The organism is Mycobacterium montefiorense (assembly GCF_003112775.1).
Taxonomy (GTDB): Bacteria; Actinomycetota; Actinomycetes; order Mycobacteriales; family Mycobacteriaceae; genus Mycobacterium; species Mycobacterium montefiorense.
The window spans coordinates 400,264-417,403 of sequence record NZ_BFCH01000007.1 but is presented as its reverse complement, the minus strand read 5'-3'; the positions used below and the strand labels follow the sequence as shown (position 1 = coordinate 417,403).

13 protein-coding genes are annotated in these 17,140 nt (G+C 68.3%); 7 read left to right on the top strand and 6 right to left on the bottom strand.

What is annotated here, in order from left to right; genetic code table 11:
• Positions 1–10 precede the first annotated feature (10 nt).
• From DB708_RS05610 to nudC, 4 genes are all read left to right on the top strand, one after another.
• Positions 11–3,133, top strand: coding sequence for an ATP-dependent helicase (locus DB708_RS05610; RefSeq protein ID WP_108920931.1), 3,123 nt, complete (start codon positions 11–13; stop codon positions 3,131–3,133).
• The gene (locus DB708_RS05605) at positions 3,100–6,414 is read left to right on the top strand and encodes an ATP-dependent helicase (protein WP_409347558.1); all 3,315 of its coding nucleotides are present in this window, start codon (positions 3,100–3,102) and stop codon (positions 6,412–6,414) included. Before DB708_RS05610 ends, DB708_RS05605 begins: the two co-directional genes overlap by 34 nt.
• Before the next feature lie 89 nt (positions 6,415–6,503).
• The gene (locus DB708_RS05600) at positions 6,504–7,574 is read left to right on the top strand and encodes a potassium channel family protein (protein WP_108920929.1); all 1,071 of its coding nucleotides are present in this window, start codon (positions 6,504–6,506) and stop codon (positions 7,572–7,574) included.
• A 54-nt stretch (positions 7,575–7,628) separates the two neighbouring features.
• Positions 7,629–8,552, top strand: a complete 924-nt coding sequence (gene nudC / locus DB708_RS05595) for an NAD(+) diphosphatase (RefSeq protein WP_108920928.1) — start codon at positions 7,629–7,631, stop codon at positions 8,550–8,552.
• Between the two features lie 4 nt (positions 8,553–8,556).
• Here the strand turns inward: nudC and DB708_RS05590 are convergent, their stop codons facing one another.
• A complete protein-coding gene (locus DB708_RS05590; protein WP_165839739.1) occupies positions 8,557–9,219 on the bottom strand; it encodes a sensor domain-containing protein in 663 nt (220 codons plus the stop codon).
• Between the two features lie 81 nt (positions 9,220–9,300).
• Positions 9,301–9,555, bottom strand: coding sequence for a mycoredoxin Mrx1 (gene mrx1 / locus DB708_RS05585; RefSeq protein ID WP_108920926.1), 255 nt, complete (start codon positions 9,553–9,555; stop codon positions 9,301–9,303).
• Positions 9,556–9,660: 105 nt separating this feature from the next.
• On the opposite strand from mrx1, the gene DB708_RS05580 reads away from it, so the two are divergent.
• The 3 genes from DB708_RS05580 to DB708_RS05575 all read left to right on the top strand — a co-directional run bounded on the left by DB708_RS05580 (position 9,661) and on the right by DB708_RS05575 (position 12,460).
• Positions 9,661–11,760, top strand: a complete 2,100-nt coding sequence (locus DB708_RS05580; protein WP_165839738.1) for an ATP-dependent DNA helicase UvrD2 — start codon at positions 9,661–9,663, stop codon at positions 11,758–11,760.
• Between the two features lie 141 nt (positions 11,761–11,901).
• Positions 11,902–12,048: a hypothetical protein gene (locus tag DB708_RS27195; protein WP_165839725.1), complete on the top strand. Its 147-nt coding sequence runs from the start codon at positions 11,902–11,904 to the stop codon at positions 12,046–12,048.
• 142 nt (positions 12,049–12,190) lie between these two features.
• Positions 12,191–12,460, top strand: coding sequence for a WhiB family transcriptional regulator (locus tag DB708_RS05575; protein WP_108920924.1), 270 nt, complete (start codon positions 12,191–12,193; stop codon positions 12,458–12,460).
• Here the strand turns inward: DB708_RS05575 and DB708_RS05570 are convergent.
• The 4 genes from DB708_RS05570 to DB708_RS05555 form a co-directional block, all read right to left on the bottom strand.
• Positions 12,457–13,797, bottom strand: a complete 1,341-nt coding sequence (locus DB708_RS05570; RefSeq protein WP_108920923.1) for a macrolide-binding ATPase MABP-1 — start codon at positions 13,795–13,797, stop codon at positions 12,457–12,459. The two genes, DB708_RS05575 and DB708_RS05570, sit on opposite strands and share 4 nt — an antisense overlap.
• Positions 13,798–13,905: 108 nt before the next feature.
• Positions 13,906–14,760: a cyclodehydratase gene (locus DB708_RS05565; RefSeq protein ID WP_108920922.1), complete on the bottom strand. Its 855-nt coding sequence runs from the start codon at positions 14,758–14,760 to the stop codon at positions 13,906–13,908.
• A gap of 64 nt (positions 14,761–14,824) precedes the next feature.
• On the bottom strand, positions 14,825–15,586 hold the full coding sequence (locus DB708_RS05560; RefSeq protein WP_108920921.1) for a C39 family peptidase: 762 nt from the start codon (positions 15,584–15,586) through the stop codon (positions 14,825–14,827).
• A gap of 109 nt (positions 15,587–15,695) precedes the next feature.
• Positions 15,696–17,081 (bottom strand): zinc-dependent metalloprotease, encoded by a 1,386-nt coding sequence (locus DB708_RS05555; RefSeq protein WP_108921013.1) that lies wholly within the window; start codon positions 17,079–17,081, stop codon positions 15,696–15,698.
• Between the last annotated feature and the right edge of the window lie 59 nt (positions 17,082–17,140).

Below are 17,140 nucleotides of genomic sequence, written 5' to 3'. Positions count from 1 at the left end.
TCATGCCGGTATGTCATTGACCTGGGGTGCCGAGGCGGATGCCGTGCTGGCGCCGGGTACCCGCGGGCTGATCCGTATCCTGGGCGGCCCGGGAACCGGGAAGAGCAGCCTGCTGGTCGATGCCGCGGTCGCTGCGGTCGACGGCGGGGTCGACCCCGAATCGGTTCTGCTGCTTACCGGTTCGGGTCGGATCGGAATGCGGCAGCGCAGCGCATTGACGATGGCATTGCTGCGTGCCCGCGGCGCCGGCTCGTGCCGGTCCGCGATCCGTGAGCCGGTGGTCCGCAGCGTGCACAGCTACGCCTATGCCGTCCTGCGGCGAGCCGCCGAGCGCGCCGGTGACGCACCGCCGCGGCTGGTCACCAGCGCCGAACAGGACGCCATCATCCGCGAACTGCTGGCCGGCGACCTCGAAGGCGCGGGAACCGGCGCGTGGCCTGCGCATCTGTGGCCCGCCCTGAGTACCGCGGGCTTTGCCACTGAACTGCGAAACCTGTTGGCACGCTGCGCAGAACGCGGTGTGGATCCCCACGAGCTGCAGCGCCTTGGACGTCGGTGCCGGCGACCGGAATGGTCCGCGGCGGGCCGGTTCGCCCAACAGTACGAGCAGGTGATGTTGCTGCGCGCGGCGGTGGGGACCGCGGCGCCGCAGGCGACGACGCCGGCGCTGGGCGCCGCCGAACTCGTGGGTGCCGCGCTGGAGGCTTTCGCGGTCGATGCCGAGCTGCTGGCCGCCGAGCGTGCCCGGCTCCGCGTCTTGTTGATCGACGACGCCCAGCAGCTAGACCCGCAGGCGGCCCGCCTGATCCGGGTACTGGCCGCCGGCAGCGAACTGGCCTTGATCGCCGGGGATCCCAACCAGGCCGTGTTCGGCTTCCGGGGCGGCGAGCCGGCCGGGCTGTTGGACGGTGAAACGCCCTCGGTGACCCTGACGGACTCGCATCGGTGTGCGCCCGCGGTCGCGCGCGCCGTCAGCGGCATCGCACGACGACTGCCGGGCAGCAGCGGCGGCAGGCAGATCGACGGCACCGGCGCCGAGGAGGGATCGGTCACCGTGCGGCTGGCGGCCTCGGCGCATGCGGAGGCCGCGATGATCGCGGACGCGCTGCGGCGTGCGCACCTGGTCGATAAGGTGCCGTGGTCGCAGATGGCGGTGATCGTGCGGTCGGTGCCGCGCGCCGGGGCCCGATTGCCGCGGGCGCTGTCGGCCGCCGGGGTCCCGGTGGCCGCAGCCGCGGTCGGCGGGTCGCTGGTCGAGGAGCCCGCGGTGCGCGCTCTGCTCACGGTGCTGGCAGCGACCGCCGACGGTCTGGACGGCGACCAGGCGCTGGCGCTGCTGACCGGGCCCATCGGTCGAGTCGACCCGATTTCGCTGCGGCAGCTGCGCCGCACCCTGATGCGCGGCAAAACAGCCGACGCGGCAAGCGGTTTCGGTGATGTGGTGGTCGCCGCGCTGAGTGCCCGGACGCCGGCTTCGGCGTCTCGCCCATTGCAACGGGTGCGTGCGGTTCTGGACGCCGCTGCGCGTTGCGACCGCGACGGCCAAGATCCGCGCTACACGCTGTGGGCGGCGTGGAGCCGGTCTGGTCTGCAGCGTCGCTGGTTGGCGGCCAGCGAGCGAGGCGGCACCGCCGGGGCCCAGGCCACCAGGGACCTCGAGGCAGTGACCGCGTTGTTCGACGTCACCGATCAGTACGTGTCGCGCACTCCGGGTGCGTCGCTGCGTGGCCTCATCGAGCACGTCGCGGCGCTGCAGCTGCCGGGGGGCAAGACCGAGCCGGCGTCGACGGCCGAACAGGTCCGGGTGCTCAGCGCACATGCCGCGCTGGGACATGAATGGGATGTGGTGGTGATCGCAGGATTGCAGGATGGATTGTGGCCCAACACCGTTCCGCGCGGGGGAGTGTTGGCCACGCAGCGACTGCTCGACGTCATGGACGGCGTCGGCGAGGACGCCGCGGTGCGTGCACCGCTGTTGGCCGAGGAACGCAGGCTGCTGGTGGCTGCGATGGGCCGGGCCCGGCGCAGGCTGCTGGTGACCGCAGTCGACAGCGAAACCGGCGGGGCGGACCAAGGGGCCGCGCTGCCATCGCCTTTCTTCTTCGAGGTTGCCCAATGGGCCGACGATGATGCCGGCCCCGTTGCGGTGCCGCCGGTTTCATCCCCACGCGTGCTGTCGACAGCGGCGCTGGTCGGCCGGTTGCGTGGGGTCGTCTGTGCCCCGGACGGTGCCGTCGACGATGCCGCTCGCCATTGCGCGGCAACGCAATTGGCCCGACTGGCCAGCGCCGGCGTGCCCGGCGCCGACCCGTCCAGTTGGCACGGGCTGACCGCGGTCAGCACCAGCGATCCGCTCTGCGCAGGCAGTGATCGCGTCACCTTGACGCCATCGACCCTGCAAACCCTCAACGACTGCCCGCTGCGCTGGCTGGTCGAACGGCACGGCGGAACCAACCCGCGTGAGCTGCGGTCAACGATTGGCTCGGTGCTGCACGCGCTGATCGCCGAATCGGACAAGAGCGAAGCGCAGCTGCTGTCCGAGCTGGAACGTGCCTGGCAGCACCTGCCTTTTGACGCTCGATGGCATTCGGCTAACGAGCTGACGCGGCACCGCGCCATGATCGAGGCATTCGTCGAGTGGCGTGCGCAGACGCGAGGCGAGCTGACAGAGGTCGGCGTCGAGATCGACGTCGACGGAGTCCTCGCCACCTCACGCGATGGCGGCGGCGATGTCCGATTGCGCGGCCGGGTCGATCGGCTGGAACGCGACGGGGCCGGCCGGCTGGTGATCGTCGACATCAAGACCGGCAAGACGCCGGTCAGCAAGGACGATGCCCAACAGCACGCTCAGCTGGCGATGTACCAGCTGGCCGTGGCCGAAGGCCTGATACCCGACGGCGACGAGCCCGGCGGCGCGCGGCTGGTCTACATCGGCAAGAGCGGGGCAGCGGGCGCCACCGTGCGTGAGCAGGACCCGCTGACACCGGCGGTCCGCGACGAATGGCGCGACCTCGTCATGCGGGCGGCCGACGCGACGGCCGGCCCGCAGTTCGTCGCGCGGCGCAACGACGGCTGCTCGCACTGCCCGATTCGGCCGTCGTGCCCTGCCTACGGCGAAGGGTCCGCGCTGTGACGGCGTGCTACAGCCCGGACGAATTAGCCGATGCACTAGGGCTTTTCCCGCCCACCGCCGAGCAGGCCGCCGTGATCGCCGCGCCGCCGGGTCCGCTCGTCGTCATCGCGGGGGCGGGCGCGGGTAAAACCGAGACGATGGCTGCGCGGGTGGTGTGGCTGATCGCCAACGGGTACGCGGACCCAAGCCAGGTGCTGGGATTGACGTTCACCCGCAAGGCTGCCGGGCAGCTGCTGCGCCGGGTCCGCTCCCGGCTGGCCAGGTTGGCCGGCATCGGGTTGGGCGCGACCAGCCCGGGGGCCCCCGAATCGGCAGGCACCCCGACGGTCAGCACCTATCACGCGTTCGCCGGCTCACTGCTGCGCGACTACGGGCTGCTGTTGCCGGTCGAGCCCGATACCCGGTTACTCAGCGAGACCGAGCTGTGGCAGTTGGCTTTCGACGTGGTGAACCGGCATGGCGGGCAGCTGCGCACCGACAAGACCCCGGCCGCGGTCACCTCGATGGTGCTGCGACTGTGGGGCCAGCTCACCGAGCACCTGGTCGACACCGGCCAGCTCCGCGACACCCACCTGGAGCTGGAGCGGCTGGTCCACGCCCTGCCCGCCGGCCCTTACCAGCGCGACCGCGGACCGAGTCAATGGTTGCTGCGGCTGCTGGCCGCCCAGACCGAGCGCACCGAACTGGTGCCGCTGCTCGACGCCCTGCAAGACCGCATGCGCACCGACAAGGTCATGGACTTCGGCGTGCAGATGGCTTCGGCGGCACGGCTTGCCGCGAACTTCCCGCAGGTTGCCGACGACCTGCGCAACCGCTACCGGGTGGTGTTGCTCGACGAGTACCAGGACACCGGCCATGCCCAGCGAGTCGCCTTGTCGGCGTTGTTCGGCGGCGGCGTCGACGACGGGCTGGCCCTGACTGCTGTAGGCGACCCGATTCAGTCGATCTACGGCTGGCGCGGCGCCTCGGCAACCAACTTGCCGCGGTTCACCACCGACTTCCCGCGATCCGACGGCACGCCGGCGCCGGTGCTGGAGCTGCGGACCAGCTGGCGCAACCCGCCCAGCACACTGCATATCGCCAACGCGATCTCGGCGGAGGCACGACGCCGGTCCGTGGCCGTGCACGCGTTGCGACCTCGCCCGGACGCCCCGCCGGGCAACGTCCGCGCAGCGCTGCTCGCCGACGCCGCCGCCGAACGCGAGTGGATCGCCGACCACCTACACGGGCATTACCAGCGCGCGCACGCTGACGGCGTCAGCCCGCCGACCGCCGCGGTGTTGGTGCGCCGCAACGCCGATGCCGCACCGATCGCCGATGCGCTTCGCGCGCGCGGCATTCCGGTCGAGGTCGTCGGGCTGGCCGGCCTGTTGTCCATCGGAGAGGTGGCCGAACTGGTGGCCATGCTGCGCCTGGTCGCCGACCCAACGGCCGGCGCGGGCGCGATGCGGGTATTGACCGGCCCGCGCTGGCGGCTCGGTGGCCGGGACATCGCCGCGCTCTGGCAGCGCGCGCTGGCTCTTGGTGCGGGACGCTGTGCTGACGCGGCCTGCGCCCAGGCGATCGCGATGACAGCCGGTCCGGATGCCGACACCGCATGCCTGGCCGACGCGATCGGTGATCCCGGCCCGGCCGCCGCGTATTCGGTTGCGGGGTATCAACGCATCGCCGCGCTGGCCGCCGAGCTGAGCGCGCTGCGCGGCCATCTCGGTCATTCACTGCCCGACTTGGTTGCCGAGGTGCGACGGCTGCTGGGTGTCGACTGCGAAGTCCGCGCCGCCGCGGGCCACGGCGGCTGGGCCGGCGCCGAACACCTCGACGCCTTCGCCGATGTGGTCGCCGGCTACGCGGAACGAACCAGCGCAACGGACGTGTCGGCAGCGGCGTCGGTCACGGGGCTGCTGGCCTACCTGGACGCGGCCGAGGTTGTCGAAAATGGCTTGGCACCAGCACCGTTGGCGGTCGCGCGGGATCGAGTTCAGGTGCTCACCGTGCACTCCGCCAAGGGCCTGGAGTGGGAAGTGGTCGCGGTGGCGCACCTGTGCGGCGGAATATTCCCGTCGACCGCGTCGCGCAGCAGCTGGCTAACCGATGCCGCCGAGCTGCCGCCGTTGCTACGCGGCGACCGTGCTTCGGAAGGTGCACTGGGCATCCCGGTGTTGGACCTTTCGGACGTCACTAATCGAAAGCAGCTGTCGGACAAGATATCCGAACATCGTCGCCAGCTGGATCAGCGTCGCGTCGACGAAGAGCGCCGGCTGCTGTACGTCGGCATCACCCGGGCCGAGGACACGCTGCTGGTCTCTGGCCATCACTGGGGCCCCACCGGGATCAAACCGCGCGGCCCGTCGGAGTTCTTGTGCGAGCTCAAGGACGTCATCGAAAGGTCCACCGCGGCCGGTGATCCCTGCGGAGTGGTCGAAGAGTGGGCTCCCGCGCCCGCGGATGGTGAGCGAAATCCACTGCGCAACAGCACTATCGAAGCTATCTGGCCTGCAGATCCGCTGGCCGGGCGTCGTGCCGAGGTCGAATATGGGGCGGCGCTGGTGGCCGGGGCGATGAGGGCGGACGCGGTGGCAGACTGCGTCGACGTCGACGGCTGGTCGGCCGATGTCGACGCGCTACTGGCCGAGCGCGCGCGCTCGCAGCGACGGGTCGCCCGTGCGCTGCCCAGCCAGCTGTCGGTCAGCGGTCTGGTGGACCTGGCCCGCGACCCCGAGGGCGCGGTGCAGCGGCTGGTGCATCGTCTACCGACTCGACCCGATCCACATACACTGCGGGGCAATGCCTTTCACTCCTGGGTGCAACAGTTCTACGGAACCGAATGGTTATTCGACCTTGGCGATCTGCCGGGTGCGGCGGACTCTGATCTCGGCCACACCGAAGAATTGGCCGCGCTACAAGAGGCGTTCACCCGATCGCAGTGGGCGGCCCGCACGCCCGTCGCCGTCGAGGTCCCCTTCGAGATGCCGATCGGCGACACCGTGGTGCGCGGGCGCATCGACGCGGTCTTCGCCGAACCCGACGGCGGAGCCACCGTGGTGGACTGGAAGACGGGCGAGCCCCCGCGCGAGCCCGAGGCGATGCGTCAGGCCGCCGTCCAGCTCGCCGTCTACCGCCTGGCGTGGGCGGCGTTGTCCGGATGCCCGGAATCCTCCGTGCGGACCGCGTTCCATTACGTGCGCGCCGGCGTCACCGTTGTCCCCGGCGAGCTGCCCGATCCCACCGAGCTGGCCGGGCTGCTAACTGATCGCGCTGGCGAGCGCGATGTCGCTGTCTGAGGCGATCAAGTGTCTGAGAACCGGCGATCGTGGTTACATGTGAGTCGTGGGTGCGGTGTGCGGTGGTGTTTTCCCGATGACGGGCCGCTGTGGCCGAGGGTAGGTTGCGACGGCTGAGGGGTCTCGACGAGAGACTGACCGCGCAGCCCGGACATCTGCTGGTCGGCGTGCTGCGCATCCCCGAAGACCATGGCAGCCCGGGCCGTGTCATCGCCCGCAGGCTGCTCATTGCGCTGGTGTTGTTGTTCGGGGCCGCCGTCACTGTGTACGCGGACCGCACCGGTTATCGCGACGTACGCGGCGAACCGCTGAGCTTCCTGGACTGCCTCTACTTCTCGGTCGTCTCGCTCTCGGCGACCGGATACGGCGACATCACGCCGTACAGCGAGGTGGCGCGCCTGGTCAACACCGTGGTCTTTACGCCGTTGCGGATCGCGTTCCTGGTCCTGTTGGTCGGCACCACGCTCGAGCTGCTCTCCGAGCGGTCCCGGCAAGGATGGAAGATCCAGCGTTGGAGGAACAGAGTGCGTAATCACACCGTAGTGATCGGGTATGGCACCAAGGGCAAACGGGCCGTCGATGCCCGCGTCAGCGATGAGGCCGCGCAGGGCGAGATCGTGGTCGTCGATACCGATCGCGGCGCCCTCGAGCATGCCGCGACCGCCGGTCTGGTCACCGTGCACGGCGACGCCACCAAATCCGACGTGTTGCGGCTGGCCGGCACTCAACACGCGTCGTCGATCATCGTCGCCACCAATCGTGACGACACCGCTGTGTTGGTGACCCTGACGGCGCGGGAGATCGCGCCCAAGGCCAGAATCGTGGCCGCCATCCGGGAGGCCGAGAATTCGCACCTGCTGCAGCAATCGGGTGCTGACTCGGTGGTGGTCTCCTCGGACACTGCGGGGCGGCTGCTCGGTCTTGCCACCACCACGCCCAGCGTCGTGGAGATGATCGAGGATCTGCTCACTCCGGACGCCGGCCTGGCCATCGCCGAACGCGAAGTGGAGCTGAGCGAAGTCGGCGGATCCACGCGACACCTGCGCGACATCGTGCTCGGCGTGGTGCGCGACGGACACCTCGTTCGCATCGGCGCCCCCGAAGTGGACGCCATCGAGGCCACCGACCGGCTGCTCTACATCAAAAACGCGGGACATTAGCGGCGATCACGAGCGCGGCGAAGCCGGGCCCGGCTCGGCACCAGGAGGAATAGCGTGGACTTTCAGCTGCGGAGTGTTCCGTTGCTTTCGCGCGTCGGCGCCGACCGAGCCGATCAATTGCGCACCGATGTCGACGCGGCCACCGCCGGATGGGCGGACGCGGCGCTGCTGCGGGTGGATTCGCGCAACCAGGTGCTGGTCGCAAACGGCCGCGTCGTGCTCGGCTCGGCGGCCGGACTGGGCGATAAGCCACCGCACGACGCGGTGTTTCTCGGCCGCATCGAGAACGGTCAGCATGTCTGGGCCATCCGGGGCGCGTTGCAAGCACCCGAGGACCCCGACGTTGCGACCGAAGTGGTGAACCTGCGCAGTCTCGGCCCGATCTTCGACGACACCAGCAGCCAACTGGTGTCGTCGGCAGTCGCACTATTGAATTGGCATGAGCGCGCACGGTTTAGCGCCGTGGACGGCTCCCCGACGAAACCGGCCCGGGCCGGCTGGTCGCGCGTCAACCCGGTCACCGGTCACGAGGAGTTCCCGCGCATCGACCCAGCGGTCATCTGTCTGGTGCACGATGGCGGTGACCGTGCGGTGCTGGCCCGCCAGGCGGTGTGGCCCGAGCGAATGTTCTCGCTGCTGGCCGGATTCGTCGAAGCCGGTGAGTCTTTCGAGGTCTGCGTGGTTCGCGAGATCCGTGAGGAGATCGGCCTGACCGTGCGCGACGTTCGCTATCTGGGCAGCCAGCCCTGGCCTTTTCCGCGTTCGCTGATGGTTGGCTTCCATGCCCTGGGCGACCCCGACGAGGCCTTCTCGTTCAACGACGGGGAGATCGCCGAGGCGGCGTGGTTCACTCGCGACGAGGTGCGCACAGCGCTGGAAGCGGGCGATTGGAGCAGCTCTACGGATTCCAAACTGCTTCTGCCGGGCTCGATTTCGATTGCGCGGGTCATTATCGAATCGTGGGCTGCGCTCGACTGAGACGTCAACTGATGCGATCGGTGATGATTTGCATGACCGAGTTCGCGATCTCATCGGCCGATTCAAGACCTACCACGCCGACCGAAACGATTACCGCGGATTTGAGGCGGTACAGATGGCTCCACTTGTGGGCGCCGATCCTCAGCGTCGATGGCGCCGGCCTGTCCAGGGCGAAGTCGTAGTTGGGATCGTGCAGATCCGTACAGGCCTGCAGCGACGATTCCAGCTGGCGGAATGCGCCCTGCGCCGCATCGGGGTTCGCATATCGCGCCGCCGCTTGAGTGACTCCGTTGATCATATCCCGGCCCAGCGGCTTGACGTCGTCGGTGACGCCGTGATAGCCCGCACTGCGAAACTCGGTCCAGTTGCTACCGAAGGTGAGGTCGTTGTGACCCACCGCCCGGCACGGCCCCGGAGCGTTGGCTTCCGACGGCACCGGCCTGTGCGAGGTGTCCTCGTCGCGTGGGATGAGGTCGTCCGCTTTGGCGATGCGCCGGACAGTGTCAAGGCCGACGATCATGTCGTCGACATGTGTGACGGTGCTCGGCGACTTAGCCGGAGAGCTCGAATGCGAGCAACCCGAGATAAGCATCACCGCGCAGCAAGCGAAAGCCAATACGGTGCTACAAATTGCGCCGCCTTTTCCCCACCGCAACTTCGACGCCATAGTCCGTATCGTAAAACGATTGAGACGCATTGCGCCGTAAAACGATTGAGAAGCATCGCGCAGTACCAGACTTTGCCGCTCTCAGCCGGCGACCTCAGCCAGCTTCGCCTTTACCTCGGCGGCACTCGGGTTGGTCAGCGTCGATCCGTCGGCAAACTTCACCGTCGGCACCGTTTTATTGCCACCGTTGACCGAACCCACGAATTCCGCGGCCGCCGAATCGTGTTCGATATCGACGGTTTCGTAGGGGATTCCGTTGGACTTCAGCACCGTCATGAGCCGGTGGCAATAGCCGCACCATGATGTCGTGTAAACGGTGATCGCAGCGTTGCTCATAACTCGATAACGTAGCCCTGCCGCGCTGCGTTGTGCACCGGGGGCGCCAGGTTCGGGCGTGGCGAAACACCCGGTTTGTCGGCGACCGCTGCCAAGATGGACGTCATGCCGATGGTCGCCGACCCACTGACCGCCGGACTGGACGACGAACAGCGCGAGGCCGTGCTGGCACCGCGCGGACCGGTCTGTGTGCTTGCGGGAGCCGGAACAGGCAAGACCCGCACCATCACTCACCGCATCGCCCAGCTGGTGGCGAGTGGGCATGTCGCCGCCGGGCAGGTGCTTGCGGTCACGTTCACCCAGCGTGCCGCGGGTGAGATGCGGTCGCGATTGCGGACGCTGGACGCGGCCGCGCGGTCCGGATCTGGCGTCGCCGCCGTGCAGGCCCTGACCTTTCACTCGGCCGCACACCGCCAATTGCGGTATTTCTGGCCGCGGGTGGTCGGTGGCACCGGCTGGCAACTGCTGGACACCAAATTCGCCGTCGTGGCCAGGGCCGCCAGCCGCATCAGGCTCAACTCCGGCACCGACGACGTGCGCGACCTGGCCGGCGAGATCGAATGGGCCAAGGCGTCGCTGATCAGCCCCGAGGCGTACCCGGGCGCGGTGGCCGGCTCGGGCCGCGACATCCCGCTGGACGCCGGCAAGATCGCCGAGGTCTACGCCGCCTACGAGGCTCTCAAGGTTCGCGACGAATCGGTGACGCTGCTCGACTTCGACGACCTGCTGCTGCACACCGCGGCGGCGATCGAGAACGACGCCGCGGTTGCCGAGGAATTCCGCGACCGCTACCGCTGCTTCGTGGTCGACGAGTACCAGGACGTCACCCCGCTGCAGCAGCGGGTGCTGTCGGCGTGGCTGGGCGATCGAGACGACCTGACGGTCGTCGGCGATGCCAACCAGACCATCTACTCGTTCACCGGGGCCTCCCCGCGCTTCCTGCTCGACTTCTCGCGGCAGTTCCCGGACGCCACCGTGGTGCGCCTGGAGCGCGACTACCGCTCCACCCCGCAGGTTGTCTCGCTGGCCAACCAGGTGATCGCCGCGGCGCGCGGCCGGGTCGCCGGCAGCAAGCTGCAACTGTCCGGCCAGCGTGCGCCGGGTCCGGTTCCGACGTTTCGCGAGCACCCCGACGAAACCGTCGAGGCGGCCGCGGTCGCGAAGGCGATCGCCGGGCTGATCGAATCCGGCACCGCGCCATCCGAAATCGCGGTGCTCTACCGCGTCAATGCGCAGTCCGAGATTTACGAGGAGGCCTTGACCGAGGCGGGCATCGCCTACCAGGTTCGCGGCGGCGAGGGCTTCTTTAATCGCCAGGAGATCAAACAGGCGATGGTGGCCCTGCATCGGGCCGCCGAGCGCGGCCTGGCAGGCCCATTGCCCGAGGTGGTGCGCGCGGTCCTGGAACCGCTGGGTCTGACGGCTGACGAACCCATCGGTACTCGTGCCCGGGAGCGCTGGGAGGCGCTGACCGCGTTGGCCGAATTGGTGGACGACGAGGCAGCCCAGCGTCCGCAGCTGGAACTGCCCGGCCTGGTGGCCGAGTTGCGGATTCGGGCCGACGCGCGGCACCCACCGGTGGTGCAGGGCGTGACGCTGGCGTCGTTGCACGCCGCCAAGGGGCTGGAATGGGATGCGGTGTTCCTGGTCGGATTGGCCGACGGCACGCTGCCCATCTCGCACGCATTGGCGCACGGCGCCGAGAGCGAGCCGGTCGAAGAAGAGCGTCGCCTGCTCTACGTCGGAATCACAAGGGCCCGAGTGTATTTGGCGCTCAGCTGGGCACTGTCGCGCAGCCCGGGCGGTCGGCAGAGCCGCAAGCCGTCGCGGTTTCTCAACGGTATTGCGCCACAGACACGGGCCGACACTGCGCCGGGCAAATCCCGGCGCAGGCAAGGCGCGACCCGCTGCCGGATCTGCAACAAGAACCTGAGCACGCCGGCGGCCGTCATGCTGCGGCGTTGTGAGACGTGTGCCGCCGACGTCGACGAGGAGTTGTTGTTGCGGCTCAGACAGTGGCGCCTCGACGTCGCCAAGGAGCAGAAGGTGCCCGCGTATGTGGTGTTCACCGACAACACGCTGATCGCGATCGCCGAACTGCTGCCCGACGACGAAGCCGCGTTGATCGCGATCCCGGGTATCGGCGCACGCAAACTCGAGCAGTACGGGTCCGACGTGTTGGAGCTCGTCCGCGGCCGGTCTTGATCGGCGACGACGCGATCCCGCGGACAAATGTGCAGGTCAGAAAATCGTTTGTCAGTGCCGTCGGCTAACATCTATCCTCAGAAACGCATTCCGCTGCCGGCTGCAGGCCGGCGCACGTCTAGGCGAGAGGAGGTGGCCACGATGATCAACGACTCGTTCGCGGTAGTAGTGGCCGGCGCGGCGCTGATCGCGGGGACCTCCCATGCCACCCACGCCGCCGTACCGGCGGCCGGTGTAAAGCATCGCGCCGCCGCGACTGACGCGTCCGTGGATCGGGGAACTACGTAATCAGCCCGAATTTCAAATGGCCACGGACCCGAAGTCACAAGGATCCGTGGCCATAGTTTTTGGGACCTGAATTTTTTCAAAGCCCGCAACCTGGTCCGGATCACCGAAAAGGACACCCAACCAGGAAGTAGGTGAGCAGGACATGTCGGCATTGACAGTCCCCAGACAGCCGCAGCCGGCGGTGCCATGTCACGCCGGCAATCCCGATCTATGGTTCGCTGAGACCCCGGCCGACCTGGAGCGCGCCAAGACGCTCTGCACGGATTGCCCGGTCCGGCGGCAATGCTTGACGGCTGCACTGGACCGTGCCGAACCGTGGGGCGTCTGGGGCGGCGAGATATTCGAGCGGGGCTCGGTCGTGGGCTACAAACGTCCGCGCGGACGCCCCCGCAAGGGTGCGGTTGCCGCCTAGATGGCGGCTGTGTCGGGCTCGACGAACCCGGGGATCAGGTCTTCCGACAGCGCCTTGATCGGCACGTGGGCGTCGAGCTGGCACAGAATCGCGGCCACCGACATGATCACCCGCATCGGGATCACCAGCTTGGGCGGGAGGTCCATCTGCCGGGCCGTCCGGATCTGCGACACCGACCGGTCGAACTCGATGGTGGACATCTTCTGCAGCCATTTACGGGTGTAGTGGAATACCTCCACCTCGACCGGCTCGACGTACTGGCGCAGCATGTCGTCGATGTCGCGCACCGACACCTGCTGGCCTTTCTGGATGAAGCCGGCCTTTTCCATCGTCGGCAGCAGCAGGTCGTAGTTCTTGTCGCGGGCCAACCGAATGGTCATTCCGAGTTCGATCGGAAAGCCACCGGGCATGGGCGCGACGGCGCCGAAGTCGATGACGGCCATCCGGCCGTCATCGAGCAGCATGAAGTTGCCCGGGTGGGCATCGCCGTGCAGCATCTGCAGCCGTCGTGGCGCATCGAAAGTGAGCTCGAGGAGGCGGGTGCCGATCAGATCGCGTTGTTCGCGGGTCCCGTCGCGGATGATCTCGGCCATCGGCACGCCCTGGATCCATTCCTGGACCACCACCTTGGGCGCGCTGGCCACCACGTGTGGCACCGCGAAGTCCGGGTGGTCCTGATACGCCTTGGCGAATGCGCGCTGGTTGTCGGCCTCTAGCCGGTAGTCGAGCTCCATCTCGGTGCGCTCGATCAGCTCGTCGACCACGCCTTTGACGTCGGCGCCGGGTGCGAGCTGTTTGGCCACTCCGACCAACCGCTGCATGGTCTTGAGGTCGGCCCGCAGTGCCTCGTCGGCGCCCGGGTACTGGATCTTGACGGCCACCTCACGACCGTCAGACCACACCGCCTTGTGCACCTGGCCGATGCTGGCCGAGGCCACCGGGGTGTCGTCGAACGAGCTGAACCTGTCGCGCCACTTGGTGCCCAGCTGCGCGTCGAGCACGCGGTGCACCTTCTCGGCGGGTAACGGCGGGGCGTCCTTCTGCAGCTTCGTCAGCGCTTCGCGGTAGGGCTCGCCGAATTCCTCGGGAATGGCGGCTTCCAGCACCGACAAGGCCTGGCCGACCTTCATCGCCCCGCCCTTGAGCTCACCGAGCACGGTGAACAGCTGGTTGGCCGCCTTCTCCAACAATTCGGCCTGGACCTCGTCTTTTGACTTACCGGTCAGCCGTTTACCGAAGCCCAGCGCCGACCGCGCGGCGAACCCGACAGGAATGCTGGCCAGCTTCGCATTGCGCGCAGCGCGCCCCCGTTTGATCTCAGACACAACACCCATCATCCATGACGGCAGGGGGGTGCCGGGGTTGATCTAGGCAACAGTGGGGTGTCAGGGCGACCGGTGGTCACGTTGCGGCGGGCTTTTCTGACCGCTCGGATACCGGCTCCATCAGCACGAACACAACGGATGCCTGGCCCACTGCCGGGTGACGATGGCGCCGGCGTTGAGGTCGAATTCCAGGGTGGCATTCAAAGCCTGCGGGGGCCCGGGATCAGGCCCCGCGTCGTGCCCGCGCACCGCGGCGATCACGCGATTCACCTGACTGAGCGCCAGCGCCGCGGTCGCCAGCAGGGTGGCTCGATCGGCCACCCCGACGGTCTCGCGCAACTGGGCGGCGACCGCCGGCCACGCGGCGTCGCGGTCGCTGCGGTGTAGGTCGGCGCAGCCCAGGCAGCTGGTGACGCCGGGGATGACGAGCGGCCCGACCAGCCCGGTGCCATCTCGGACCCGGACCGCTAGGTGCGCAACGCCCTGGGTGTGCAGGTCGCGCACCATACGTGGGTCGGCGACCAGGTAGTCGGCCAGCACCACCAGATCGACGGCGGCTCGCGACACCGCGGCATGCGGCTGGCTACTGTGCGCGATCCGGGCGCCCGAGCAGCGCAACGACTCCATCAGCAGGTCCGACAGCGGCCCGCGGCCGTGGACGCGGATCGATGCCGCCCGCCCGCCGGTCTGCCGGCAGCCGCGGGTCACCACGCCGGCGCCGATCAGCTGCGTGACGAGGTGCGCCAGGCCGTCGGCGTCGGACAACCCGCGCTCGACCGCTTGGCGCTGCAGCTCGGTGATCGCCACGGGTGATCGCATCGAGCGCAGTAGCGCCGCCAGCGCCGAGGCGGCCAACCCACGTGGCGGACGAACCAGCACTGCACGCCGCGGATCCCAGCCCACTTGCACGGCGCCGTCGGGGCGCAGTAGCACCGGCATCGCCGGGTCCAGTGCGTAGACAGCGGCCCTCGGCATGGATCCAGACTGTGCCACGGCCGTGGCAGCTGCCTCGATCAGTTATCCACAGAGCCGCCGGGGGTCAGCTGGTCGGCGCGGTGACGATGACCGTTTGCTGCCCGGTTTTCCAAGCGGTCATGAATCTCGCGATGCTGACCTTCGTGTCGCCGGAGTCGGCGTAGGGGTCGTTGAGGTGAACGGTCTCGTTGTTGGTGTCGATCCCGGTGACAACGAGCAAGTGATCGGCCGTTTTACGCTGATCGTTGCTGTCCAAGATGGTTCCCCCATTGACCCAGGCAATGAGCTTACGGTTGGCGCCGAGGTACCCCTCTAGCGCGGGCAGAGTCACCTCGTCGGGGTTTTTGTCCCAGGTCATGCGCGATTTCACGCCGTAGTGCTCGAGCAGCACGACGGTGTCGGCCGCATCGATGCCACCCTTCTCGGTTTCGTGGCCGGGGTCGCCGGTGGGCAGGTAGATCGGGCCGTCGCGGATCGACGAGGGAGTGTTCTGTGCCACCTTGATGATCTGCTGCTCCGTCGGAGCGTTGCCGGTGACCTCACCGACGACGTCGGCCACCGAAGCCAGCCCACAAGTGTCCTCGGTCGACTGCTGCACCCAATACTTGGCGGCCGCCGCCGGGTCGCCGTATACACCGCTGGCGCTCGCCTTGGCCGTCGCGGGCGGGTTGCCCGATGTGCTGCCGGCGGGGGGAGCAGGTGACGTCGTCGCGTGCACCGATGGCGGCGCCGTACCGCACGCCGAGACCAACGAAATGTTGGCCACGCCGACAGACGCGCAAACCAAAGCAGTGCGCAGCGCGGTTGCAATCCGGGAGTTGAACATGTTGCCGCCAAGGCCAGTCGGACAATTGGTTGGTCGACAAACTAGCACCGCTCAGCAAACAGCGGGGGCTGAATTTAACACAATTCCAATAAGGCGGCAGCCGGCCTGATCAGTTATCCGCGGAGCCGCCGTCAGAACCCGAGTCGTCCTGCTCGAGTCGCGCGATCGCTTCGTCGATACCGGAGGTGTCACCGCCGATGACCCCGTCGATGAAGCCGGCCGGCTCGTCGAGATCCTCGGCGCCCGGCAACAGATCGGGGTGTTGCCACACGCGGTCACGGACGTCGGCTCCCGCGGCTTCGGTCAGGCGCTCCCACAATGCGGCGGCCTCCCGCAGCTTGCGCGGCCGCAGCTCCAGGCCGACCAGCGTGGCGAACGTCTGCTCGGCCGGGCCTGCGCTGGCGCGACGTCGGCGCAGCGTTTCACTGAGTGCGGCCGCGCCCGGAATCCGGTCGCCCAGGGCCGCGGTCACGACGACCTGCACCCAGCCTTCGATCAGCGCGAGCAGCGTCTCCAGCCGTTCCAGCGCCTGGGTCTGCGCGGGCGTTGCTTTGGGCTCGAAAACGCCTTGGCCGAGCAGGTTTTCGATCGCGGCCGGATCGGACAGCGAGGCGGGGTTGAAGTCGCGCGCCAGCTCCTCGATCCCGCTCATGTCGATCTTCATGCCCATCGCGTAGGCCTCGACGGCGCCCAGCAGCTGGCTGGCCAACCAGGGAACGTGGCTGAACAGCCGGTGGTGGGCGGCCTCACGGGCGGCCAGGAACGTCATGATCTCGCTGCGGGGCTGCTCGAGTCCGGCGGCGAACGCTTCGACAGCTTCCGGCATGATCGCCGCCACGCCCTTGGGGCCCAGGGGCAGACCGATGTCGGTTGACGTCAACACCTCCCGGGACAACCGGCCCAGGGCCTGGCCCAGCTGCGAGCCGAACGCCATGCCGCCCATCTGCGACATCATCGCCATCAGCGGGCCTGCCATGCCCTTGGCCTCTTCGGGCAGCGAAGACGCCCACACCGTCGAGATCTGTTGAGCCATCGGGTCGCACAGCCGCTTCCAGGTCTCCAGAGTGTTGTCCACCCAGTCGCTGGGACTCCAGCCGATCGCCTTGGTGGTGCCGGCGGGCAGCGCGGTGACGCCGTCGAGCCAAGTGTCGGCGAGGTGTACCGCGTCGGCGATCGCCGAGTTCGTCGCGGCGGGGATCGGAGCGACGAATCCAATCGAGCTGGACGCGACCTGCCGGGCCAGTTCGTAGTTGACGGGTCCCGACGGGGTGCCACCGCCGGGCATCGTGCCCGCGTTGGAAAACATCTGACCCAGCTGCGTGAAGATCTGGCCCAGGTCACCCATGTTGAAATCCCCGCCCATGCCGAATGCGCCGAGCGGGTCTGACGCGCCCGAGCCGGACTCGGGATCGTTCTTCCCGTGCTTGTCGCGCTCGGGGTCCTCTCCGGAATTGAAGCCGAAAGGCAGGTCAGCCATAACCCCAACGGTACCCACCGCGGGAACAGAAGGATCCATCCGCCGTCACGCTTGTAGCTGAACGAGCCGCAGCGGTG

Bases quoted from the DNA above. Each gene is read 5' to 3' on its own strand.
- DB708_RS05575 (WP_108920924.1), top strand. From the start codon at position 12,191: ATGTCGGCATTGACAGTCCCCAGACAGCCGCAGCCGGCGGTGCCATGT.
- DB708_RS05590 (WP_165839739.1), bottom strand. From the start codon at position 9,219: ATGGCGTCGAAGTTGCGGTGGGGAAAAGGCGGCGCAATTTGTAGCACC.
- DB708_RS05580 (WP_165839738.1), top strand. From the start codon at position 9,661: ATGCCGATGGTCGCCGACCCACTGACCGCCGGACTGGACGACGAACAG.
- DB708_RS05610 (WP_108920931.1), top strand. From the start codon at position 11: ATGTCATTGACCTGGGGTGCCGAGGCGGATGCCGTGCTGGCGCCGGGT.
- mrx1 (WP_108920926.1), bottom strand. From the start codon at position 9,555: ATGAGCAACGCTGCGATCACCGTTTACACGACATCATGGTGCGGCTAT.
- DB708_RS27195 (WP_165839725.1), top strand. From the start codon at position 11,902: ATGATCAACGACTCGTTCGCGGTAGTAGTGGCCGGCGCGGCGCTGATC.
- DB708_RS05565 (WP_108920922.1), bottom strand. From the start codon at position 14,760: ATGCCGAGGGCCGCTGTCTACGCACTGGACCCGGCGATGCCGGTGCTA.
- DB708_RS05570 (WP_108920923.1), bottom strand. From the start codon at position 13,797: ATGATGGGTGTTGTGTCTGAGATCAAACGGGGGCGCGCTGCGCGCAAT.
- DB708_RS05560 (WP_108920921.1), bottom strand. From the start codon at position 15,586: ATGTTCAACTCCCGGATTGCAACCGCGCTGCGCACTGCTTTGGTTTGC.